This window comes from Candidatus Cybelea sp. (assembly GCA_036489315.1).
Lineage (GTDB): Bacteria > Vulcanimicrobiota > Vulcanimicrobiia > Vulcanimicrobiales > Vulcanimicrobiaceae > Cybelea.
On sequence record DASXFZ010000010.1, the window covers coordinates 29,628 to 52,766 of the forward strand.

The following is a 23,139-nucleotide window of genomic DNA, read 5'->3' on the forward strand; positions in this document are numbered from 1 at the left end:
GCCGGCGTTGCCTTGCCCCCGCTGCCGGGCCTTGCGTGGCGCAACGTCGGGCCGGCGGTCGCGGGCGGCCGTACCTCGGGCGTCGCCGGCAGCGATCGTAACCCCTACCTCTATTATTTTGGCGGCGCCGACGGCGGCGTCTGGAAGACGGTCAACGGCGGTTTGACTTGGAGTGCCGCGTGGCCGCAAGATGCCCCCGGCGCGGTCGGCGCGCTGGCCATCGATACGCACGACGAACGCACGGTATGGGCCGGCACCGGCGAACCGAATCTGCGCAACGACATCACCTACGGCGACGGCGTTTGGCTCACCCGCGACGGCGGCGCGCACTGGCGCAACGTCGGATTGCGCCGCACGTGGGCGATCTCGCGCATCGCGGTCGATCCGCGCAACCCGCGGCACGTGCTGGTCGCGGCCGTCGGAAATCCCTATCGCGACGACACCGCGCGCGGCGTCTACCGCACCGTTGACGGCGGCCGCACCTGGCAGCGGACGCTCTATCTCGGCCCGTCGAGCGGCGCTTCGGACATCGCGCTCGATCCCTCCAATCCCAGCGTCGTCTTCGCGGGCATCTGGCAGTTCCGCCGCGTTCCCTGGAGTTTTAGCAGCGGCGGCCGGCTCGACGGCCTCTTCAAGTCGACCGACGGCGGCAAGACCTGGCGCCGTTTGCGGGGCAGCGGCTTACCCGGGGGCGAGATGGGGCGCATCGGCGTCGCCGTCTCCGGCCGGCGCGTCTATGCCCTGATTCAGTCGAAGCACGGCGTGCTCTGGCGCTCCGACGACGGCGGTTCGCACTGGCGCCTGATGACGGCCGATACACTCGTCAACCAGCGTCCCTTTTACATGAGCCGCCTGGAGATCGATCCTTCGAATCCGAATCACGTCTTCTTCTCCTCCGAGGATCTGATCGAGACCGATGATGGCGGCCTCACCTACGCCGACGTGCGCAGCGCCGTTCATCAGGATCACCACGGGCTGTGGATCTCGGGCAACGGCAAACGCATCATCGAGGCCAACGACGGCGGGGCGCCGATCTCGATCGACGGCGGGAAGACGTGGGACTGGCGCTTCAACGTCGTGCTCGCGCAGGTCTACCGCATCGGCTACGACGACGAGAACCCCTACCACGTCTGCGGCGGAATACAAGACAACGACTCCTACTGCGGCCCGTCGGATTCGCTCAGCCCGCTCGGCATCGAGAACTCCGACTGGCGCGCGGTCGGCAACGACGGCGACGGTTCGTGGGTCTGGCCGCAGCCCGGTGACCCGAGCTCGATCTGGAACGTCGGTATCAACGAGCTCAACGGCCAGCTGGGCATCTTCGATTTGCGCTCGCGCCAGAACTACGACATTACGCCGGACGTCACCGATACGAACGGCCGCGCGTTGGAAGGGTTACCGTACCGGTCGAACTGGGAGGCACCGATCGCCTTTTCCCCGATCGACCATCGCGCTTTTTACGGAGCCAACGTGCTGTTCGAAACGCAAAATCGCGGGCGTGACTGGAAGCCGATCAGCGGCGATCTCACGCGAAACGATCCGAGCAAGCAGCAAGTTGCCGGCGGACCGATCAACACCGACGTCTCCGGCGCGGAGTTCTACGACACGATCTTCGATATCGCGCCCTCGCCGCTGGAGCTAGGACGCATCTGGGTCGGCACCGACGACGGCCTCGTTCAACTGACTATCGACGGCGGCGCGCACTGGAGCAACGTCACCCCACCCGGCGTCGCGCCGTGGGGACGCGTCGACACCGTCGAGGCCTCGCACGTATCCGCACAACGCGCCTACGTCGCGATCGACCGGCACGTGATGGGCGATCCGCGCCCCTACGTGCTCGTCACCAACGACTCCGGCGCGAGTTGGCGGAGCATCGTCGCCGGGCTTCCGGCCGATCAATACGTTCACGTCGTGCGCGAAGACCCGCAAAATCCCGAGGTGCTCTACGCCGGGCTCAAGCGAGGCGTCTGGGTCTCGCTCGATCGCGGCGCGCACTGGGAGAGCCTGCGGCTGAACATGCCGTCGGTAGCGATTCACGACATCCGCGTGCAGCCGGAGCGCCACGATCTGCTGGTCGCCACGCACGGTCGCGGCTTCTGGATCCTCGACGACGCCACGGCGATCGCCGGCCTGCAAGCCGCCGTCGCCGGCAGCACGCCGCGCCTCTTTACGCCGCGGATCGCCTACAGGTGGTATCGCTGGTGGACCAGCTACTACGGAACGCATCCGGATGAATGTTGTTTGATTACCGGCGCCTACACCGGCCAAGATCCGCCGGACGGCGCAACGATTACCTACTATCTGCCGTCGGCGGAGCGAGCCTCGATCGACGTTCTCGACTCCGGCGGCTGGCGCATTCGCTCGCTCGACGCCCCCGGTGACGCCGGCGTCGACCGCGCAACGTGGGATCTCACCGAGGAGGCGCCGGTGCCGTGGAACGCCGCGCGCGACTGGAATCGCGGCGGCTCGGGCGCGGCCGTTCTCCCCGGCCGTTACGCGATTGTGCTGCACGCCGGCTCGCGCTCAGTCGAAACGTCGCTGGACGTCGAAGCCGACCCGCGCGCACCATGGACGCCCGCCGACTACCTCGCGCGCTATCGCTTCGTTCGCTCGCTCAACGACATGCTCTCCGCGATCGATCGCGCGCTCAACCGCTTCGCGGGCGTCGTCGCCGTTCGCAGGCTGTTCACCTCAGGCGCGGTCAACTCCGAGGACGACCTGCTCGAGCCCGACCGTTTGCGCGAGCGCCTGACGATTCTGCAGGGCGTGATCGCGCTCTCACAAGGTCCGCCAACGCAAGCGCAGCAGCGGGAAGCCGCCGCCATGTGCGCGCAATTCGAGGTTGCTATGAAGTCGTATCGCGCCTTCCTCGCCGCACGTCACCTCTCGCCCGATCCCGGGGAGGCGTCATGCGAACGATAGCGGCCTTCGCGCTCGCCCTGCTCGTCGGCTCGAGCGCCGTGCTCTGCGCGCGCGCCGGAACGACCGGCGGCATCAGCGGCGTCGTCGTCGACGAAAAGACGTCGGCCCCGCTCGCCGGCGTCGCGGTGACGGTGACGAGTCCGTCACAGACGTCTTCCACGACGACCGACGCCCAAGGGCGCTTCACCTTCGTCTCGCTCGCTCCCGACGAGTACACCGTATCGCTCACTAAAGCGGCGTACGAACCGATCAACTACACCGGCATCGCCGTTTTCGCCGACGCCCACCGCACGCTCTCGCTGAAGATGTCTGCGGCGATCCAAACGATTGCCCGCGTCACCGCGCGCAGCTCGTCGGGCCTCGTGCGCGCCGGTACGACTGCCGACGTCTACTCGATCAACGCCGCGCAGCAGTCCCGAACTGCCGTGCTCGGCGGCGGCGGCGCGCTCAACAGCGCCTATTCGGCGATCGCCTCGGTTCCGGGCGCCTACGTGCCGGCAAACCAAAACGGTTACCTCCAGGCCGTCCACGTGCGCGGCGGCGACGCCTCAGAGGTCGGCTATGAGTTCGATGGAATTCCCGTCAACCGCGCCTTCGATAACTATCCCTCCGGCTCGCTCTCCTCACTCGGTCAGCTTGAGCTGCAGGTCTATACCGGCGCAACGCCCTCCAACGCCGAAGCGCAAGGTCTCGCCGGCTTCGTCAATCAGGTCATCAAAACCGGAACCTATCCCGGCTACGCGACCGCAAACTTGAGCGCCGGCACGCCGACCTTCTATCACAGCGCCAACATTGAGTTCGGCGGCTCGACGCCCGACCGAATGTTCTCCTACTACGTCGGCATCGGCGGATTCAATCAGGATTATCGGTACGTCGACCAGTTCGGCGGCGCGTCCTACGCCAACGAGCTCGGCCAGCAGCTCGGCTCGTGCCCCAGCCCGGCCGCGCTTGCCAAGACCTATCTGCCCTCGTGCTTCACCAACGGCGCGCCCAACGTCGGGCAGAACGGAACGCCGGGCTGGATCCTCGGGCCGATCGGCTTCGGCTCGATCAACGCTGCCAACGTCGCGACGCGCAGCACGGTCGTCAACCTCCACATCGGCATTCCGCACCGTAACGACGGGCTGCGCGACGACGTGCAGCTGCTCTACGACAACGACGAGATCTTCACGACCTTCTTGAGTTCGGTGAACGACGAAGGCTACAACAACTGGATCAATACGGTCGGCGTCTTCCCGCCGTACTACCTCGACGCGTTCCAGTACCGCGGCGCCACCGGCGCCTTTCTGCCCTCGAACTATCGCTCGCAGGTGGTTCCCTATCTCTATCCGTCGTCGCCGCCGCACCCACTCTTCGGCTCGATTCCCGATCCGGACAATCAGCGCGACCGCGGCTACAACGGGCAGGCCATCGTCAAGCTGCAGTACCAGAAGAACTTCAGCTCCAATGCCTTCCTGCGCGTCTACGGCTACTCGTACTACTCGGACTGGATCGAGAACGGCCCGATGATGTCGCTCCAGCCCTACGCGTACTACGACTCCGGCGACTACGAGATCAACAACCACACCCGCGGCGTGAGCCTCTCCTTCACCGATCAGCTCAACCCCCAGAATCTGCTCGAGCTCGAGGGCAGCTACACGACCTCTCGCGGCGCGCGCATCTACAACGAGCAGATGTTCCAGTACGGCCACTCCTACGGCAACGCGTTCGCCGTGCTCGTCAACCAAAACGATCCGTTCGACGGTACGTGCTACCGCTTCTCTGCCAACAAGACACCGCAGACGGTCGCGACGACCTGCTCCGACGGACAAGCCGGCGGCGTGAGCTACGGTCTCTTGCCGAGCTTCTTGAAGCTCAGCAACCCGGGCTCCGGCAGCAATCTTAACGGCGCGACCTGCGGCGGCGGCCCGTGCGCCTACTACGTCGTCGAGAACGGGGCATACGGCCTGAACAACACGGTGACGCCCGACTTCGCCGGCTACTCGCTCAACGATCAGTGGCGCCCCAACGACCGGCTCTTCGTCAACTTCGGCGTGCGCGTCGACAACTATTCGTTCGTCGGAGCGAACACCAACTTCGGCCCCGCGCGAAACTTCTGGTTCAACGCATTCAATCAGGACACGTGCTACGATACCGCGACGCTTACCCTGATCGATCGCAGCGCGCTGCTCGGCAAGAACAACTGGAGCACGAACGCGCAGAAACCGTGCTCGGCATTCGGCAGCCAGTACGTCAACGCGTACCTGCAGAACACGCCCGGCGCCTTCGACTACAATATTCCGCAGCCGCGGCTCGGCGTGACGTTTACCGTCAACCCCGACACCGTGCTGCGTGCGAGCTACGGGCGCTATAACGAACAGCCCAGCGCCGCCTACGAACAGTACAACTCGCTCGAACAGAATCTGCCCGATACGCTCGCGCAGTTCTACTCGCTCGGCTTCAACGGCCCAGGCCACCAAGTCGCGCCCTCGGTTTCGTACAATAGCGACCTTTCGCTAGAGCACCATATCCACGGCACCGACATGTCGTTCAAGCTGACCCCGTTCTTACGCGAGACGCAGGACCAGGTCGAAAACTTCTATATCAACTACACCGCCGGCATTACCTCGGGGCTCAACGCCGGCTACCAGACGTCGTCGGGCTTCGAGCTGCAGTTCGATAAGGGCGACTTCAGCCGCAACGGCTTCGCCGGCCAGCTCTCCTTTGCGTACACCTACGCGACCGTGCGTTTTAGCACGCTGCCCAACGGCAGCAACGTCCTTTCGCCAATCAACTCGAGCATCGCGCAATACAACGCCTACACGAAGGCCTGCGCGCCCGGCGGCAGCGCCTACGGCAAGAAACAATTCGGTCAGGCGCTTTGCAGTTACGCCCCCGGCGGTGCGTACGCTGCCCCCTGCTATCATGCCAACGGCAGCCCCGATCAGAACTGCGGCGGCCAGAACGCCGTCGCGAATCCCTACTGGCTCTCACCCGCGTACTCGCTGTTGGATCCGAGCGCGTCGTATCTGCCGTACTCGATCTTCCCCGGTCCGATCGGCTCGGGAGTCAACGCCTTCAACTATCCCTACGTCGCGACGCTGCTGCTCAACTACAAGCACGATAAGTTTACGATTACGCCGTCGTTCCAGTTTGTCGCAGGCAATCGTTACGGCGCGCCGCTTACGACGCCCGGCATCGATCCGGCCTCGGGGTGTGGAAAGCCGCTGGCCACCGGCATCGCCGGCGATCCCCGCTATCCGTACGGCGCCGCCGGCGGCCATCCGTACAACGCCGATGGAGGCGGCTGCGCGGCGACGCTTTCAATCCCCGATCCCTACACCGGGCAGTTCGACGGCATCGGCGCTTTCCGCGAGCCGGCGCAGTTGTTGGGCCACCTGCAGATCGCCTACGACGTCTCGCCGCGCGTCAATCTCTCGCTCACGCTGGCAAACCTGCTCCAGACCTGCTTCGGCGGCCAACGTACGGGGTTCACGTACCTCTGGAACAGCCAGGTCTGTTCGTATACGAATCTCGTGGGCGGTCCGAGTTCGCCGCCGGTCGGCAATGCGTACAATCCCGGAGACAACGTGCAGACGTTTTTGCGCTATCCCTACGAACCGTACTTCGGAACCTACAACGATCAGACCAGCTCGTTGATGGCGCCGTTCAACGCCTACTTCAGCGTGAGGGTGAAAATTTGAGGTCTCAGTACGACGCGATCGTCGTCGGCGGCGGCCACAACGGGCTCGTGACCGCGTGCTATCTGGCAAAGGCGGGCTGGAAGGTGCTGGTGCTCGAGCGCCGCTACGTCGTCGGCGGTGCGTGCGTTACCGAGGAGGTTTTCCCCGGCTTCAAGGTCTCGACGGCAGCCTACGTCAACAGTCTGTTCCGCCCTGAGATCATCCGCGATCTGCAGCTGGCCGAGTACGGCTTCGAGGCGATCGAACGCAACCCGGCGTCGTTCTCGCCGTTCCTCGACGGGCGTTATCTGATGCTCGGTGCGGGCATGGCCAAAGATATTGAAGAGATCGCGAAGTTCAGCGCGCACGACGCCGCAAGCTATCCGCGCTACGAAGCGATGCTCGAGCGGGTCGCATCGGTCGTCGAACCGACGCTCACGCGGGTTCCGCCCAATCTGATTCGTCCGACGCTGACGCAGCTGCTCGAAGCCGGAAAGATGGGGCGCGCGCTGCAGCGTCTCGGCCCCTCGATGGGCGAAGCGATCGAAGTACTCACCGGCGCCGCACGCCCTCTTCTCGACCGCTGGTTCGAATCCGAAGAGCTCAAAGGCACGATCGCAACCGATGCGATCATCGGCGCCTTCATGGCGCCCTCGATGCCGGGCACCGCCTACGTGCTCTTCCACCACGTGATGGGCGAGACCAACGGCAAGCGCGGCGTCTGGAGCTACGTGCGCGGCGGCATGGGCGGTCTGACGCAGGCCCTCGCCGCGGCGGCGCTCGCGCTCGGCGTCGAGATCAAGACCGAGGCCGAAGTCACGCGAATTCTCGCGCGGGACGGCCGCGTGACCGGAGTCGCGCTGGCCGGCGGCGACGAGTTCGCCGCCAAGCACGTCGCCAGCGGCGTCGATTGCCACGTCACGTTCGAAAAGCTGCTCGAACCGGCGGAGCTTCCACACGAGTTTCGCGATGCGGTCGCGCGCATCTCGTATAGCAGCGCGTCGTGCAAGATCAACGTCGCGCTCGAGCGTCTGCCGAGCTTCAGCGCTCTGCCCGGCCACGAGCCTGGCCCGCAGCACTTTGGCACCGTGCATCTCTGCCCCGATCAGGACTTCATCGAACGCGCCTACGACGACGCCAAGTACGGCAGCTTCTCGAAGGAGCCGGTCGTCGAATGCACGCTGCCGTCCTCGCTCGATTCGACCGTCGCGCCGCCGGGCAAACACTTGATGTCGATGTTCACGCAGTACGCGCCCTACGAGCTCGCGCAAGGCCCCTGGACCGACGCGCTGCGCAACGAGTACGCCGACCGCTGCTTCGACGTGGTCGAACGGTACGCACCCGGCTTCAAAGACTCGGTGATCGACCGTCAGATTCTCACGCCGGTCGATCTTGAAGCGACCTTCGGCCTAACCGGCGGAAGCATCTTCCAAGGGGCGATGCCGCTGCATCAGCTCTTCGCGTTTCGCCCGGTGCCGGGCTTCGCCGGCTACGCAACGCCCATCCGCGGGCTTTATCTCTGCGGAGCGGCGGCGCACCCCGGCGGCGGCGTCATGGGCGCGGCCGGCTGGAACGCGGCTCGCGTAATGCTGGCGCAGGGACGGCGCTAGCCGCTCGTCGACTACCCTTCCTCGGCGGCGCGCCGCAGCTCGTTGATGTCGAGCTTGCCCATCTCCATCATCGCCTTCATCGCACGCCCGGCCTTCTCGCGGTCGGGGTTACCGAGCAGCTCTCCCAGCCCGCTTGGCACGATGTTCCAAGCGAAGCCGAACTTATCGCGCAGCCAGCCGCAAGGCAGATACTCTCCGCCCTCGCCGAGCCGTTCCCAGAGCCGATCGACCTCCGCCTGCGTTTGGCAGGTTACGAAGAGCGCGATGCCGCCCTGCGGGATATCCGAGCCGCTATCCTGTTCGTCGCCGTCCCCGCCGTTGAGCGCCAAATAATCCCGACCCTCGAGCGAAAACTCGATCATCATGACCTCGCCCTCGTCGCCCGGCCCCTCGGCGCCGTAACGGCTGACGTTGCTGAGCTTCGAGTCGGAAAAGCTCGCCACGTAGAAGTCTACCGCTTCTTCGGCTTTTCCGTTGAACCAAAGCAGGGGCGTGATGTCGTTGCTCATTGTTCTTTCGTGAAATCGCTCGGAATGGTGAAAATCGAATCGGCGGCGTCGATCGGCCGAGAGTTGCCGCGCTCGGTAATCAGCGTCATCGAGCGCCCGCGTTGGTCGAACGAGATCGCCTGGTACATCGCGAAGTTGCCCAGCGGCAGGCTCGGGCCGCTCTGCTGCACGCTGAATCGCTTGTCGAGGCCGGCAGTGGCCAGCACCCGCATCACCTGCGACGCGACGCCGGGGATCATGCCGAACCGCTGGCCGGGGTTCATCCTACCCAAATTGCTCGGCATGCCGGGCGAGCACTGCACGGCCGGCATCCCGAAGCCCGCGTAGTACGCGATGAGGTTTCCGTCGTGTGTCTCCGACTCACCCGAAGACTTCGTCATCGTAAACTGCATCTGCGAGCGGTAGCCGTTGGTCGGCTGGTCGTCGATCTCCCGCGAGCCGAGCGACTGGTTCGTGATGACGATCGCGATCTTCGTGTCGTCGCCCTTGAACGATCCGTCGCCGTTGCCGCCCTTCGATGGAGCCGGCGAAGAGTTCGGCTGGTCGAGCGAAACGACGCGATACGTCTTCTTCTTGAGATCGAGGGTCGTGAGCGTCCGCGAGCCGCAGTCGAGGATCGTTGCGGTCCCCATCGCCGGCTGGTCGGTTCGTTCCTTGCTGCCGGCGATATAGTGCCGCTCGGCCATGCCGTTTTGCATCAGCGCCATGATGCCCCCGGGGACCATGTGCCCGAAGAGGCCGCCCCCGCCGGACGACGGCGACCCGGAGGCCGCCGCGGCATAGTCCGCGTCGAAAGATCCCGGCTGCAGCGACGACGGGTCCGCGCCTATCGACATCTTCGTCACGGAATCCCATGCGAGTCCGGAGACGGCCGCCGGAGCGGCCGCTGGAGCGGCGGAGAGCGCGAGCGCCGCCGCGAGGGCGAGCTTACTCGTCGTCGACCGGTTCGTCGACCCAGGATTTGGGTTCATGCAAATAGTCCTTGATGTGATATTTCGTGGGAATATGAGTGAACGCGCGCGGCGGCGCGTGGAAGTCGAAGCTGTCGAGGATGCTGTTGGCGCGCACGTCCGTGTAGCCGTCGGATGTCGCCCCAAGCGGCGGCAGGCTGAAGGCCTGCTCGATGAACTTAAGGATGCTCCCGAACTCGTATTGCGTGTGCGAAACGTAACCCTGCTTTGCATACGGCGAGACGATGAGACAGGGAATGCGGATGCCCAAGCCGCGGAAATCCAGCTGCGGCGGCGGCGCGTTATCGTACAAGCCGCCCCAGTCGTCCCAAACGACGACGATCGCCGTCGAATTCCAATACTTGCTCTCCCCGATCGCGTTGACGATCGCACCGACCCACGACGGCCCTCGGTCGCCGGCGCTTCCCGGATGATCCGAGTCGATCTTGGTCGGTGTAACCCAGACGACGTTCGCCAAGTCGCCGTTCTTGATGTCGTCCAGGACGGTGTACGGCGGTGCGCCGATATCCTTGGTCCAATCCGGGCCGTAGCGTACGTCGTAGATCGCTTCGAACGGCGCCCAGATTCCGGCGTTCATCAGTTTGGTGACGTAATACTTCCACGAGACGCTGGCCGCATCGAGTGTATCGGCCATCGTCTTGAACTGCGTGAAGCACGGGAACGGCCCAAGCCGCCAGTGCACGATCCGATACTCATCGACGAACGAGCTGGTCGTCCCCGATTTCGAATCGCAATCTTGCGGCGCGGCGCTGGGGAAGTCCACTTCGGCTTTCGTCGGACTGAGGTTGTCGGTCCCGGCGATCAGCGTGAGGTGCGCGGTGTAGCTCGGTCCGATCTCGGTCGGAAACATGTCGTCGGCCAGAACGTACTGCTTCGCCATCTGCCAGTACGGTGCGATCTCGCCACGCTGTACGTACGAGTACCCTGCGCGTCCGTATTTGCTGAAGCCGTCCATCTGGCCCTTGTCCCACATCCGAAGCCCCGCGACAAACGAGTGCGGCAGGTTCGGCGAGTTCTCCATCGTTACCGCGCGGAGCGGAATCTTGATGCGCTTCCCCGACGCGTCCTTGCCGTAGCCGTACATCGGCGCGTTTGCGCCGGGGTATCCGGCGAAGAAATTCTCAAACGTCCGGTTCTCTTGAATGATGACGACGACGTGCTTGATGTAGAGGCCGGCCGAACCGGAACTGTGGTGGCCTGCGGTAACTGGAAGAACCTGCTGCGCGAGGCTCGGCGAGCCGTTGCTTGACGAACACGCGCTCGTCAGCACGAGGCCTGACGAAACCAGAACAAATAGCAATGGTTGAAAGCGCACTTGGGGGCTCCCCTTCAAGGAAGAAAAACGAAGCTCAGGCTTTCCGCAAGCATGGCTCGAGTCCCCGCTTCGCGTACTAGTAGCGGGAGCGTCTGTCCGCTCCTTTCGGAGGTACCGTTGAGGTTCCAATTCCTGGTCCGTGCTTTTGTCGGATCGTGCACGGGTTTCGCGCTGCTCTGCGGTTGCGGCGGCTCGCCGTCATCCGTACCGTTCGTCCCCGCGAGCGCGGTCCCGCCGGCGCAGCGTGCCGTGGGGAAGATCGGTCCCTTGCTTTACGTAGTGGGGCAGAAGGGCGTCTACGTTCTCGACTTTCCGTCGGGGCAGTTGCGGTCGACGATCCAAGAGAACGGGTATGCCGCCTGTTCCGATAAGAAGGGCAACGTCTTTATCGCCGGCGACCACGGTCTGGACGAGTTCAAGCACGGCGGCACGACGCCGATTGCGCACTTGGTGCTCCCCTACACGACCAACGGCTGTTCCTTCGACCCGACAACGCAGACGCTCGCGGCGACCAGCGGCGGATATGTCGCCGTCTTTCATGAGGAACAGAATCCCGCGGTCATGTACTCCTCCGGATTCTCCGCAAGCGAGTGCGGGTACGACAACACGGGCGATTTGTACGTCGACGGTTACGCCTACCCGAACGTCTTCTCGTTCGCCGTTCAGCCGCACGCCGAGCGCAACTTCTACCAAGTGACGCTCCCAGCCGGTATGAACGCTACGGCCGGGCAGGTCCAGTGGGACGGCACCTATATCACGATCGAAAGCGGCGTGGGCAAAACGAACGCCTTGAAGATCTTTCGGCTGACCGTCCCCAAGACATTTAAAGCACAACTTGCGGGTACGGTAACGCTCTCGCTCGCATCGATCTATCCCGCACTATCATGGCTTCACACCGTGACCTCGCAGATCATCGTCCCCTATCAGATCGGCGACAGCTCGAAGACTTCGTCGCTCGGATACTGGAAATACCCCGCCGGCGGCCCGCCGGTGAAGAAGATGTCGAAGAATTTCGGCAGCAAATCGGGCGCGCTGCTTGGAGTTACATTGAGCGTGTCCGGCTCCTAATATCAGGGAGGCATCCCCATGCCACGGATTCTTCTTTTAGCGATTCTCTTCGTTCCCGCGGCCGCTTTGGCGGGATGCAGCTCGACCGCGACGCCCGCGGCACCCGCCGCGCCGAACGCAGGGTCACGATCCGGCACCATTCACACCAACGTCGTGGTCCGCAGCCGCGGCCTCTCCCCGGATGCGCCGGCGGGCTGGTCGCCCGAAAATCTCGAGGCTGCCTACGACCTGCCGTCGGCGTCGAAGGGCACCGGCCAGATCGTCGCCGTCGTCGATGCGTACGACAATCCCAACGTCTCGACGGATCTTGCGAGCTATCGCTCGACGTTCGGGCTGCCTCCGGCAAACTTTACGAAATACAATCAGGACGGACAGACCGGTGACTACCCCGAGGGCAACGGCGACTGGGGCGTCGAGATCGATCTCGACGTAGAGATGCTGTCAGCGAGTTGTCCCAACTGCACGATCGATCTCGTCGAAGCGAACTCCAACGGCACAAAAGACTTGGAAGCGGCACTCACCCAGGCCGTCAAACTCGGTGCGCACGTCGTTTCGGTGAGCTGGGGCTGCGAGGGCTCCGACTGCGTCGACAAGTCATATTTTCGAGCCAAGGGCGTCGAATATCTCGCGAGCGCCGGCGACGGCGGCCTCGGCGCCGGCTATCCGTCCGCTTTCGACAGCGTCGTCGCAATCGGCGGCACCGTGCTCTCGAAAGGCGGCGGCGGAAAGCGCGGCTGGAGCGAGAGCGTCTGGCCAGGTGAAAGCGGCGGCTGCACCAGCGAGCGCAAACCGAGCTGGCAGCACGATCCCTACTGCCGCGGGCGCCTCACCAACGACGTCGCGTCGGTTGCGACCAACCTTTCCGAGTATGACAGCTACGACCAGAACGGATGGATCACCGTGGAAGGCACCGCCGGCGCGGCTCCGTTTTTAGCCGGCGTTTTTGGCTTGGCAGGAAATGCCGCAGCACAAAAAGGCGGCCGCACGTTCTGGGAAACCGCACACCACAAGCATCTCTATCCGGTCGAACACGGCGGCAGCTCGTGCGCATACGCGATGGGCCGCTACAACACGTGCGTGGGATGGGGAACCCCGCACGGCGTCGCGGCGTTTTAGCGCCGGCTCCGCCCGTCAGCGCGCTGCCGGCGACTACTCGCGGGCGTTCGCCCTGCGCTCGCGCGTAACCGCCGCGGCAATCGCGAGCGCCACGACCGCCGCCAATCCTACGATGTTGGAGATCAGCGTAAAGCGATCGTTGATCGTCATGGCCGCCTCCGACATCCCGGCGACCGTGTTGCCGATCAGCCGCTCCATGATCGCGCCGGCGAGCATCGCGCCGATGGCGAACAATATGACGAACGCCCACGCGATCTTCGCCGGAAACGACTTGCGGTAGATCGCGATCAGCGGAAGTATCAGCAGATCGCCATAGATGAAGCTGGTGTTGGCTCCAAGCGGTATGCCCGCGTTGGCAAGATAACGCGCGACAGGCACGTTCCCCATCGAGCAGATGAAGGTCGCGACCGCGATCAGCAGTCCGACCGCCAGCAGCAGCACGTAGCCGATGAACGGCACCGAGCCGACCGCCCGCAGAGCGGCGGCGAGAAGGCCGGTCGGAATCAGCGCCGCGGCGAATCCCGCGATCAGATAGCCCAGGATAAGCTCGGTGCGCAGCATCCGCACGTCGGCCATTGCGGTAGACGCCACCGTACTCCAGCTGCGCGCCGCCGGCTCGGCGCCCGCGTGGTGGTGCTCGCAGCCCTCGTCCTCCGCTTCGTTGGCCGAGTTGTACTCGCGCTGCAGCCGCGCGAGTTCTCCGCTGCCGAACAACAGGGAGAGCCCGATGGTCACGACCGCGATGATGATGACCCCGCCGAAGAACTCCGCAAAGGCGAAGCGCCACCCCAGCAACGACCAGAAGAGGATTAGGATCGCGACGTTCATGTTCGTCGACGAGATCAGAAATGAAAGAACGGAGCGGATATCCGCGCCGCTGCGATAGAATCCCCGCGCTGCGGCCGAGGCGCCGTACGAACACGAGGATGAAATGATCCCGAATCCGGCACCATTGAGCAGCCCGCGCATTCCGGGCCCGAGGTAGCGCTCCATCGTCGCGGGCGTCAGCATCACTTGAACGACCGCCGAGATCAGAAAACCGAAGATCAGCCCGAAAAGGCTGTCCCAAAAGAACGTCGCCGCTTGCGAAATGCCGGCCACCAGCGCGTGGCCCGCCGCCGAAAACAACCCCTGCCGCGCCTTACCCGCCTACCGCTATGGGCGCGTGTCCAAAGAGCGGCGGAATGAAATGCCCCGCCAGATACGAGATCCCGAAGACGCCGCAGCCATACGCGGCGACTTCGAACCCCTTGCGCAGCGCGTTGCGCTCGCTGAGCGTTCCGGCGTAGTAGCCGACCGCGAAGAGCCCGACAAGCGCGAAGGCCAACGCCGCGATGGTCGCCGATGCAATGGTAAGCGGCAGTGCGAACGCGACGATCGGTACGAGCGATCCGGCCGCAAAGGAGAACCCGATCGCCATCGGCGCCCGCAGCCCGGCGCTCTCGGCCTCGCGCGGGTCGATCCCGAACTCGTCGCGCACCATTTCGTAAAGATAAATGTCCGGATGCTGCGCCAGGCGTCGCACGATCATCTCGGCCTCCTCGGCGCTGAACCCTTTGAGTTTGTAGTACGCAACCTGCTCGGTGAACTCGCCCTGCGGGTCGGCCGCCATCTCGCGCTTCTCCATGTCGATCGTCGCCTGCACGACCTCGCGCTCTGCCTTTCGCCCGAGGTACTCGCCGACGCCCATCGAGAGCGCGCCGGCCAGCAGCGCGAGAAAGCCGCTGATGAAGACTGCCGCGCGTTCGCCCTCGGCGACGCCCACGCCGGTAATGATACCCAACGTCGTAAGGATGCCGTCTTGTGCCCCGAAGACGATCTCGCGGATGCTGCGCCGGCGCTCGAGCGTCCGCCGCTGCTGCGTATCGGGAATTCGCGGCGTGACTTGCTGCCAGCCGGGGACGTCGACGATGACCTTCTGAACCGGCGGCGTCAGACTGGACGCCTTACTCAAATCGGGCATAGGCAGACCTTGAAGGTGCCCTCGCCGAAGTCCTCGCCATGGCAAGACCGAGCGTTACGTTGGCCGCTGTCGCCGGCCTATTCTTCGCGACGCTTCTTCCAGCGCCGGCCACGGATTGGCCGCTCTTCGGATTCGATTCCGCGCGAAGCAGTTTCAACTCGGCGGAACGCACGCTAAACCGGCACAACGTCAGGCATCTTCACGAGCGCTGGCAAACGTCGCTCGGGGAGGTCGCGGATTCGACGCCGATTCTGCTCGAGCACGTGCGCGTCGGCCGCGCAACGCTACCGATGCTCTATCAAACGACCAGGAGCGGCGTCACCCTCGGGATCGACGCGATGACCGGCAAGATCATGTGGCGATTCGCGACGCACGGTTCGCAGATCACCGATTCGACGCCGGCCGCCGATCCGTCAGGCAAATCGATCTACGTGCCAGGGGTAGACGGGATGATTCACAAGCTCTCCGCGGCGCGCGGACGCGAGCTGCGCGCCCCGGGTTTCCCGGCGCGCATCACGCGTCTGCCGCAGACCGAAAAAGACGCGTCACCGCTCAACCTCGCCAACGGCTACGTCTACGCCGTTACCTCTGGTTACCTCGGCGATGCTCCGCCCTACGACGGGCACGTCGTCGCCGTGCGGCTCAGCGACGGGAAGAAAACCGTTTTCAACTCGCTCTGCAGCAACGACCGAAAGCTGCCGACGGCGAGTTCGTGTTCCCAGCAGCGCTCCGGTATTTGGGGACGCGGGGGGGCCGTCGTCGACCCGGATCCGACGATGAATGGCCGCGTCTATGCCGCGACCGGTAACGGGCAGTTCGACGCCAACTCGGGGGGCAAGAACTACGGTGACACGCTGCTCGCGCTGAGCGCCGATCTCGCGGATCTGCTCGGGACCTATACGCCGAAGAACTACCAGCAGCTCGAAAACGGGGATACCGATCTAGGAAGTTCCTCGCCGGGGATACTTCCGGCGCAGGCTTCCAGCCAAACGCCGTACATGCTCGTCGAGGGCGGCAAGGACGCAATCCTCAAGCTGCTCAACCGCGCTGCGCTTCCCGGCGTCGGCGGCGAACTGCAAGAGGTCGATCTTCCCGACGGACTCTTTTCTGCGCCGGCAATCTGGGCCAAGGGCTCGAGCAACCCATGGATCTTTCTCGGCTTCAGCAGTTCGGTGACCGCCTATCGCTTGCAGTCCACTTCTTCGGGAGCGAGCATGCTGCACAGCATCTGGCAGGCGACCCCCGGAAGCAGCACCGGTGAGGGCTCGTCGCCGGTGGTCGCCAACGGCATACTCTTCGTCGCCTTCAACAACGAGCTCGTTGCGCTCAACGCCGCAACCGGCGCGCAGCTCTGGAGCAGCGCGCGGGGCGGCGGACGGAATATCGGCGGCATTCACTGGCAGAGCCCAATCGTCGTTAACGGCTGGGTCTATTGCTCGGACCAAAACGGAAACCTGACGGCCTTCTCGCTGAAGTAGCGTCTAGTCCGGGCTCGAAAGAGCATCGACCCGGCCCCGCTCTCCCGGCGAGAGCGCCCGTTGCGGCGGCATGACGCGCTCCCACTGCGGATCGCTGCGCTGTGCCGCGGTCAGGTGGCGCACCGCCGGGACGAACGGCACGCCGTCGAGCGCCGCGCGGAGGCCGTCGAGCACGCGCCCCTTTTCCGCATCCTCGGATTCGAAGACGTTCTTCGCGAAGCGCGCCCAAAGCGCGACGCTGCCGGAGATGCACCCGGCTGCGCCGCGCGACTTCGCGCCGAGCAGATCGCTCTCCGATCCCGGGAAAATGCAGAACCCGGGATGACGCAGCGCGATCTCCTTCTGCAGCCGTGCGTCGTTGGAGCTGTCCTTCATGCCGAAGATCCGGTCTTCGCTCGAAGCGACGAGCCGGTCGACCAGCTCGGCCGAAAACGTGATGCCGCTCATGCGCGGAAAATTGTAGAGCAGCACGCTGCGCGGCGGGGGGTTCACCCTTGCGAGCAGCGCGTCGAAAAAGGCAACGACTCCCTCGTCGCTCGCGTCGCGGTGAAAGAACGGCGGCATCACGAGCGCAGCCGTGAAGCCGCAGTCGAGCGCAGCCCGCGTCAGCCGCACGGCATCGTCGAGCGACGACGCCCCGGTTCCCGCCATCGCCCGGTCCATCGGCAGTCCGTCCGAGGCCAGCGCCTCCATGTAGCGGATGCGCTGGCCCGTGCTGAAGGACATCGCTTCGCCGGTCGTGCCCAACACGTTGATTCCATCGCAGCCCCCGCGCAGCAGCTCGTGATAGTACGGCGCCGCGCGCCCCGCATCGGGCTCGAGTCCTTCGGCAATCGGCGTCAGCACCGCCGCCCATATTCCTTGCAGCCGCCTCATCGGAGCCTCAAGGCGTGGCGGAGGAAGAAACCGAGATTCGCCGGCCGCTCGGCAAGCCGCCGCATCAAGTACGGAAACCAAAAATCTCCATATGGTACCGAAAGGCGCACGCGATAGCCGCGCTCGACGAGCGAAACCGCGAGGGGCTCGGCGATTCCGTAGAGCATTTGAAACTCAAAGCGTCCGCGTTTTGGCAGCCCCCGCGACGCGACGAGGTTGATGACGTGCGCGACGATCGCCGGATCGTGCGTCGCAATCGCGGTGTAACCGCCGGCGCTCAACGCGATCTCGGCAAGCCTGAGATAATTCTCGTCGACCTCGCGTTTGTGCTCGAAGGCGACGGTGTTCGGCTCGAGATAGGCGCCCTTGACGATGCGCACGTTCGGCGCCGCCGCAAGCATCGCGCGGAGATCTGCTTGGCTGCGATGCAGGTACGACTGCAGCACGAAACCGGCGCAGCCGTGCCGCTGCTGCAGCTCACGGTAGATCGCGAGCGTCGCGTCGACGTAGCGCGACTGTTCCATGTCCATGCGAAACGTATTCCCCGTCTCGCGCGCGACGGCGGCGATCGTCGCGGCGTTTTCCAGCGCGAGCTGCGGATCGATGTCGAGGCCGACGTGTGTCAGCTTAAAGGCGACGTTGGCGTCGAGGCTCTCGCGCGCGAAGGCTTCGAGCAGCCTGCAGTACTCCGCAGCGACGGCGCGCGTCTGCGCGACGTCGTTGACGCTCTCTCCCAAGAGCGTCGCCGCCACCGCGAACCCACGCCGCTGCGTCTCGCGCGCGACCGGCATGAACTCCTCGAAGCTCTCGCCCGCGACAAAACGCCCCGCACCCAAGCGCATTCCGTAGCGGGAGACGCCGCTGCGCACGAGGGAACTGTTCGCCGCGGCAAGGATTGCGGTTCGTAACGGCCGATCGAGCAGCGAGCTCACCGCGCAAAGATTTGTGCACTCGCACTTCGACTCCGCTACGGGTGCCGCGTGCGTGGCGGAGAAAGGCCGCCGGGTGAAGGTCCAGTGGGTTTTGATCGCCGCGATCCTCGGCTCGGCGATGAGCTTCATCGACAGCACGGCCGTCAACGTCTCGCTTCCGGTCCTTCAGCGCGAACTGCACGCGACGACGGCCCAGACGCAGTGGGTCATCGAAGGATACTCGCTCTTTCTCTCGGCGCTCATCCTGCTTGGCGGCTCGCTAGGCGACCTCTACGGCCGCCGTCTGATCTTTGCAGCCGGCGTGGCGATTTTCGCCCTCGCGTCGCTCGCTTGCGCCGTCGCCGGCACGCCGGAGACGCTGATCGCCGCGCGCTGCGTCCAAGGGATCGGTGGGGCGCTCCTGACCCCCGGGAGCTTGGCGATGATCAGCGCGGCGTACGGCGTGGCGGATCGCGGCCGCGCGATCGGACTGTGGTCGGGCTTCTCCGCGTTGACGTCGGCGGCCGGCCCCCTCGTCGGCGGCTGGCTTACGCAGCACTATTCCTGGCGATATGTATTCCTGATCAACATCCCCATTGCGGTCGCGGTGCTGCTGATCGTCTTTGCCGGCGTTCGCGAGAGCCGCGACGAGTCGGCGGTCCGCCGCATCGACGTCAGCGGAGCGGTCCTGGCAACGCTCGGACTCGCGCTGCTCGTCTACGGACTGATCGGGATGAACGCCGGCCATATTTCGGCGTTCGAACTGATCGTCGTCTGCGCCGGGTGCGCGGTGCTGGCGCTCTTCGTTTTCGTCGAACGTCGCGAGACCGACCCAATGGTTCGCTGCGAACTCTTTGCCTCGCGCGATTTCAGCGCGGCCAACATCTATACGTTCTTCCTCTACGGGGCGCTCGGCGGCAGCCTCTATTTCGTTCCGTTCGTTCTGATCAACCTCCACCATTACACGCCGACGGCCGCGGGCGCCGCGTTGCTGCCGTTCGTCGTTATCATGGTCGCGGCGTCGCGCTGGTCGGGCGGCCTCGTCGCAAGGATTGGTTCGCGCACGCCGTTACTGCTCGGGGGAATCGTCGCCGGACTCGGCTTCCTCGCCTACGCGCTGCCCGGCAGCGGCGGAAGCTATTGGACGACCTTCTTTCCGGCAGCCGTCGTCTTGGGTTGCGGCGGCGCGCTTTTCGTCGCGCCGTTGACGACGACCGTGATGGACTCGGTTCCGGTCCAACACGCCGGCGTCGCGTCGGGCGTTAACAACGCCGTCGCCCGCACCGCCGGCTTGATCGGCATCGCGGTGCTCGGCGTCGTCGTCACCGCGTCGCCGTCCTATCTCCAAGGTTTTCGCGGAGCGATGATCGCCTCTGCACTGCTCGCTTTCCTCTCCGCCGGCATTGCGTTCAAAGGATTCGAACCGCTCTCCTTAACGCGCCGATAATCTGGGGCTGCTACGCTTGGGCCGTGATCGTCGCGCAGATCAGCGACATGCACGTCAAGCGGCGGGGCCACGTGCTGCATCACATGCCGCACGTCGCGCGGCCCCTTCGGCGTACTCTCGCGGCAATCGCCAATCTGCGCCCGGCGCCGCACTGAATCGTCGCAACCGGTGACCTGACCGAGTCCGGGACGCCGGGCGAGTACGCGCGCTTGCGCGAACTGATCGCCGATTGCGCGTTGCCCGTCTACCTGATACCCGGCAATCACGACCGGCGCGACGCCTTGCGCCGCTCGTTTCCGGATCATGGATACCTCTCGCAGTCTCCGCACGGCGTCTTCTTCACGATCGAGATGGAGCGTTTGCGCGTCATCGCGCTCGATTCCAGCGACGAGCCCGAGAGCAATGGATTTTTGGACTCCGCCGGCCTGCAGTGGCTCGAGCGGCGCTTGCGGGAACGCCCGCTGACATCGACGATCCTGGCGATGCACCACCCGCCTTTTCCGACCGGCGTGCGCCGCTTCGATCGCCAACGTTTCCAAGGACGCGACGAGCTGGCCGAGATCGTGCGCGTACACCCGCAGATCTCACGCATCATCTGCGGCCACGTTCACCAGCCCCTCGCGCGGCGCTGGTACGGGACGCTCGGCGTCAGCGCCCCGAGTACCGCGCCGGCGCTCACCCTCCTTCCGCATCGTTCGGGGCTGGCGTGGGAACCGGGTGGTTTTCTCCTCCATACCTACGATTTCGCCCAGGGCCTTACCACGACGCTGATGCGCGTCGAGCAAGAGCCCGCAACGGTACCGCTGCGCACGTTGAGCGCCTGAATCGAAAAAAGCGACTAGCCGTCTGCGGCAAACCGCCCGATCGCGGCGAGATCGTCGAGCGCAGCCGCCAAACTGCGCCCGGCGATCTCGTCCGCGAGGGCGCGACCGAGGCTCGATTCCCGTAGATGCCGGCCGAAGCGTCGCGCAACGAAGACCGCCGCGAGGATTACGGTGATGCCGAAGAGCGCGTTGGCCCCCAGCCACAACGGGTCGCTTAGCGCGACGTTCACGCCGAAGAGGCCCTTCAACGCGACGACCGTCAGCGGCAGCCACATCAGCGGCGCAAAGAGCAGCGTCCCCTGCGTCGTCCGTATGCGTTGCAAGCGCAGCGCCTCTAAACGAGCCTGGATCGCGACGACCGGCTCGTCGTAACGGATCGTTCCCAAAGCGACGGCTTGACTCAAGACCGCGGCAAAAATGGCAACTGCATAGGCTCCCAAAAGGAGCGCCGGGACGAAGAACGCCGGCTCCCGGTAGTGATCGGCTGCGAACGAACCGATCAGCAGGATGCCGGCGAAATCCAGTACGAGTTCGAGGATCGTTCCGCCGAAAAGCGGACGCAGTGACCGGCCGCTTTGGCGCACGCTCAACTGCTGCAGCAGCTCGGCGTTGAGGTGCAGACTGCGCTCGAGGCGCTGGTTATCGCGCGTCCAGATGGCCTTGAGTTCGTCGAGTTCCATGTCGTTCTCCATTCGTTACGTAGTTGGGCGCGCGGCGACGTCGCGTTTGAGCCGCTCTTTGATACGGGAAATCTTGGTCGCGACGTTACTCTGCGATATCCCGAGGATCGTCGCGATCTCGGCATGCGGATAGTCGTCGAGGTAGAGCAGCATCAAGGCACGGTTGAGTTCGTCGAGTTCGTTGACGAACGCTAACACGCGCTCGATCCGCTCGTCCTGCGGTGCCGCCGGCGAAGCGGAAAGCGTTTCGATGATCGCGGGTTCTGCAAGCTCGACCCGGGCGTTGGTGCGGCGTTGCCGCCGGGCGTAGGAGATCGCGACGTTGAGCGCGACCCGGTACATCCACGTCGAGAACGCCATCCGTTCGTCGAAGCGAGGGTAGCTGCGCCAAAGCTGCACGACGATCTCTTGGCGCAGGTCCTCGCGGCCGGCCGGCTCGCCGCAATACGCGCTGGAGATCTTGTGTAAGATCGCGGGGTGACGATCCAACCGCTCTACGAACGTCTGCTGGGCATTGCGCGCGCTCATCTCATCCCGTTCTTCGCGCCGGGCGGCCAAAAAATCACACCCGCAGCGCTTTGAAGGCCCCCTCGAGGTCGGCGATGAGATCCATCGTCGTCTCCAGCCCGATGCTCAAGCGAACCAGGCGATGATCGTAGGCGGGACGTCCGGAGCCCCCCACACGATACGCCACCGCAAGGCTGTGCGTCCCGCCCCAGCTGTAACCGATGTCGAAGAGCTTCAGTGCGTCGACGAACGCCTGCACTTGGTGCTCGCTCGGGCCGCGGTGCAGGACGAAGGAGAAGACCCCTGAGGATCCGAGGAAATCGCGCTCCCAGAACTCGTGCCCCGGACACGACGCCAGCGCCGGATGCAAGACGCGTTCGACCTCGGGCCGCTCCGCCAGCCAGTTGGCAATCGTCAGCGCAGAGCGTTCGATCGCTTCGAGGCGTACGCCGAGCGTCTGCAGACCGCGCAATACGAGACTGCAATCGTCCGGCGAGACGGCACAGCCCAGCACTTGGCGCGCCTCACCAAGGAGGCGGTAGAGCCGTTCGTCGCGCACCGTGATCGAGCCGAGCAAAACGTCGCTGTGGCCGCCCGCATACTTCGTGAGCGCCTGCATCGTAACGTCGACTCCGTGGGCGAACGCATCGAAGAGCACGCCGGCCGCCCACGTGTTGTCGAGCACGACGAGCGCGCCGCGTTCGTGGGCCGCTGCAGCAATCGCCGGAACGTCCTGCACCTCCATCGTTACCGATCCCGGGCTCTCCGTCCAAACCAAACGCGTACGCTCGGTAAAGAGCCCTCCGATCTCCGCACCGATTCCGGGGTCGTAAAAAGTCGCGCTGACGCCGAAGCGCGCGAGCAGCGTACTCGTCAGTTGTCTGTTCGGGCGGTAGACGCTGCGCGGAACCAGCACGTGAGCGCCCGCCTCGAGCAGCGCGAAATCGATCAGCGAGATCGCCGCTTGACCGCCCGGCGCGAGCAACGTATTGCACCCCGCTTCGATCTCGCAGATGCGCGCCGCCAGTTCCAGGGACGTCGGCGTGCCATACAGGCCATACGTGTAGCCGGCGCGCTGCTGATCCCACTCGTCGGTGACGCTCGCCGCATTGGCGAAGAGCGTCGTCGACCCGCGATGGACCGCCGTAGCAAGCGAACGATAGCCGTCGGGAAGGGATGGCCGCGAGTGGAGCAAGCGCGTTTGCCAAGTCGTCATGGGCGACGCATTATCGCACCGGAGTTCGTTGTCATCCTGCCGAGGGCGGCGCATGCGCTCGCGT

General features: G+C 64.8%; 19 protein-coding genes. 9 read left to right on the plus strand and 10 right to left on the minus strand.

The window, feature by feature from the left end:
• The first annotated feature begins 12 nt into the window (after nt 1-12).
• From VGG51_01820 to VGG51_01830, 3 genes are read left to right on the plus strand one after another with little or no spacing between them, the layout of a single operon-like run.
• On the plus strand, nt 13-2,922 hold the full coding sequence (locus VGG51_01820) for a hypothetical protein (GenBank protein ID HEY1881763.1): 2,910 nt from the start codon (nt 13-15) through the stop codon (nt 2,920-2,922).
• Nucleotides 2,910-6,605 carry a TonB-dependent receptor gene (locus tag VGG51_01825; GenBank protein HEY1881764.1) on the plus strand — a complete coding sequence of 1,232 codons (3,696 nt, stop codon included), beginning with the start codon at nt 2,910-2,912 and terminating at the stop codon, nt 6,603-6,605. The genes VGG51_01820 and VGG51_01825 overlap by 13 nt, the downstream gene beginning before the upstream one ends.
• Entirely contained in the window at nt 6,602-8,194 is a 1,593-nt protein-coding gene (locus VGG51_01830; GenBank protein HEY1881765.1) for an NAD(P)/FAD-dependent oxidoreductase, read from the plus strand. The genes VGG51_01825 and VGG51_01830 overlap by 4 nt, the downstream gene beginning before the upstream one ends.
• 11 nt (nt 8,195-8,205) lie before the next feature.
• Here VGG51_01830 and VGG51_01835 read toward each other — a convergent pair whose 3' ends face one another.
• Genes VGG51_01835 through VGG51_01845 form a run of 3 tightly spaced genes read right to left on the minus strand, consistent with a single transcriptional unit; the run spans nt 8,206 to nt 10,974 of the window.
• On the minus strand, nt 8,206-8,703 hold the full coding sequence (locus VGG51_01835) for a VOC family protein (GenBank protein HEY1881766.1): 498 nt from the start codon (nt 8,701-8,703) through the stop codon (nt 8,206-8,208).
• Nucleotides 8,700-9,674: a hypothetical protein gene (locus VGG51_01840; GenBank protein HEY1881767.1), complete on the minus strand. Its 975-nt coding sequence runs from the start codon at nt 9,672-9,674 to the stop codon at nt 8,700-8,702. The genes VGG51_01835 and VGG51_01840 overlap by 4 nt, the downstream gene beginning before the upstream one ends.
• On the minus strand, nt 9,631-10,974 hold the full coding sequence (locus VGG51_01845) for an alkaline phosphatase family protein (GenBank protein ID HEY1881768.1): 1,344 nt from the start codon (nt 10,972-10,974) through the stop codon (nt 9,631-9,633). Before VGG51_01845 ends, VGG51_01840 begins: the two co-directional genes overlap by 44 nt.
• Before the next feature lie 132 nt (nt 10,975-11,106).
• Between VGG51_01845 and VGG51_01850 the strand changes: the two genes are divergently transcribed.
• Both VGG51_01850 and VGG51_01855 read left to right on the plus strand, forming a co-directional pair.
• Nucleotides 11,107-12,057, plus strand: a complete 951-nt coding sequence (locus tag VGG51_01850; GenBank protein HEY1881769.1) for a hypothetical protein — start codon at nt 11,107-11,109, stop codon at nt 12,055-12,057.
• A gap of 18 nt (nt 12,058-12,075) precedes the next feature.
• On the plus strand, nt 12,076-13,173 hold the full coding sequence (locus tag VGG51_01855) for a S8 family serine peptidase (GenBank protein ID HEY1881770.1): 1,098 nt from the start codon (nt 12,076-12,078) through the stop codon (nt 13,171-13,173).
• Nucleotides 13,174-13,206: 33 nt separating this feature from the next.
• Here the strand turns inward: VGG51_01855 and VGG51_01860 are convergent, their stop codons facing one another.
• Together VGG51_01860 and VGG51_01865 are read right to left on the minus strand one after the other, a co-directional pair.
• Nucleotides 13,207-14,301 (minus strand): permease, encoded by a 1,095-nt coding sequence (locus VGG51_01860; protein HEY1881771.1) that lies wholly within the window; start codon nt 14,299-14,301, stop codon nt 13,207-13,209.
• A gap of 13 nt (nt 14,302-14,314) precedes the next feature.
• Nucleotides 14,315-15,136, minus strand: a complete 822-nt coding sequence (locus tag VGG51_01865; protein ID HEY1881772.1) for a VIT1/CCC1 transporter family protein — start codon at nt 15,134-15,136, stop codon at nt 14,315-14,317.
• Nucleotides 15,137-15,195: 59 nt separating this feature from the next.
• Between VGG51_01865 and VGG51_01870 the strand changes: the two genes are divergently transcribed.
• Complete coding sequence (locus VGG51_01870; protein ID HEY1881773.1) at nt 15,196-16,614, plus strand: PQQ-binding-like beta-propeller repeat protein; 1,419 nt, start codon at nt 15,196-15,198, stop codon at nt 16,612-16,614.
• 3 nt (nt 16,615-16,617) lie between these two features.
• Here the strand turns inward: VGG51_01870 and VGG51_01875 are convergent, their stop codons facing one another.
• The gene (locus tag VGG51_01875) at nt 16,618-17,490 is read right to left on the minus strand and encodes a dihydrodipicolinate synthase family protein (protein ID HEY1881774.1); all 873 of its coding nucleotides are present in this window, start codon (nt 17,488-17,490) and stop codon (nt 16,618-16,620) included.
• Entirely contained in the window at nt 17,487-18,422 is a 936-nt protein-coding gene (locus VGG51_01880; GenBank protein ID HEY1881775.1) for a proline dehydrogenase family protein, read from the minus strand. Before VGG51_01880 ends, VGG51_01875 begins: the two co-directional genes overlap by 4 nt.
• 73 nt (nt 18,423-18,495) lie before the next feature.
• On the opposite strand from VGG51_01880, the gene VGG51_01885 reads away from it, so the two are divergent.
• Genes VGG51_01885 through VGG51_01895 form a run of 3 tightly spaced genes read left to right on the plus strand, consistent with a single transcriptional unit; the run spans nt 18,496 to nt 20,672 of the window.
• Nucleotides 18,496-19,848 (plus strand): MFS transporter, encoded by a 1,353-nt coding sequence (locus tag VGG51_01885; protein ID HEY1881776.1) that lies wholly within the window; start codon nt 18,496-18,498, stop codon nt 19,846-19,848.
• A gap of 23 nt (nt 19,849-19,871) precedes the next feature.
• Entirely contained in the window at nt 19,872-20,003 is a 132-nt protein-coding gene (locus VGG51_01890) for a hypothetical protein (protein HEY1881777.1), read from the plus strand.
• Nucleotides 20,004-20,672, plus strand: coding sequence for a metallophosphoesterase (locus VGG51_01895; protein HEY1881778.1), 669 nt, complete (start codon nt 20,004-20,006; stop codon nt 20,670-20,672). It abuts the gene before it with no gap.
• A gap of 14 nt (nt 20,673-20,686) precedes the next feature.
• Here VGG51_01895 and VGG51_01900 read toward each other — a convergent pair whose 3' ends face one another.
• From VGG51_01900 to VGG51_01910, 3 genes are read right to left on the minus strand one after another with little or no spacing between them, the layout of a single operon-like run.
• Nucleotides 20,687-21,352 carry a hypothetical protein gene (locus tag VGG51_01900; protein HEY1881779.1) on the minus strand — a complete coding sequence of 222 codons (666 nt, stop codon included), beginning with the start codon at nt 21,350-21,352 and terminating at the stop codon, nt 20,687-20,689.
• Between the two features lie 15 nt (nt 21,353-21,367).
• Complete coding sequence (locus VGG51_01905) at nt 21,368-21,880, minus strand: RNA polymerase sigma factor (GenBank protein HEY1881780.1); 513 nt, start codon at nt 21,878-21,880, stop codon at nt 21,368-21,370.
• 34 nt (nt 21,881-21,914) lie between these two features.
• On the minus strand, nt 21,915-23,075 hold the full coding sequence (locus VGG51_01910) for a cystathionine beta-lyase (GenBank protein ID HEY1881781.1): 1,161 nt from the start codon (nt 23,073-23,075) through the stop codon (nt 21,915-21,917).
• Between the last annotated feature and the right edge of the window lie 64 nt (nt 23,076-23,139).

Excerpts from the sequence above, each read along its gene's own strand:
- VGG51_01825 (HEY1881764.1), top strand. The coding sequence starts at position 2,910 with ATGCGAACGATAGCGGCCTTCGCGCTCGCCCTGCTCGTCGGCTCGAGC.
- VGG51_01835 (HEY1881766.1), bottom strand. The coding sequence starts at position 8,703 with ATGAGCAACGACATCACGCCCCTGCTTTGGTTCAACGGAAAAGCCGAA.
- VGG51_01840 (HEY1881767.1), bottom strand. The coding sequence starts at position 9,674 with ATGAACCCAAATCCTGGGTCGACGAACCGGTCGACGACGAGTAAGCTC.
- VGG51_01855 (HEY1881770.1), top strand. The coding sequence starts at position 12,076 with ATGCCACGGATTCTTCTTTTAGCGATTCTCTTCGTTCCCGCGGCCGCT.
- VGG51_01865 (HEY1881772.1), bottom strand. The coding sequence starts at position 15,136 with ATGCCCGATTTGAGTAAGGCGTCCAGTCTGACGCCGCCGGTTCAGAAG.
- VGG51_01875 (HEY1881774.1), bottom strand. The coding sequence starts at position 17,490 with ATGAGGCGGCTGCAAGGAATATGGGCGGCGGTGCTGACGCCGATTGCC.
- VGG51_01900 (HEY1881779.1), bottom strand. The coding sequence starts at position 21,352 with ATGGAACTCGACGAACTCAAGGCCATCTGGACGCGCGATAACCAGCGC.
- VGG51_01905 (HEY1881780.1), bottom strand. The coding sequence starts at position 21,880 with ATGAGCGCGCGCAATGCCCAGCAGACGTTCGTAGAGCGGTTGGATCGT.
- VGG51_01910 (HEY1881781.1), bottom strand. The coding sequence starts at position 23,075 with ATGACGACTTGGCAAACGCGCTTGCTCCACTCGCGGCCATCCCTTCCC.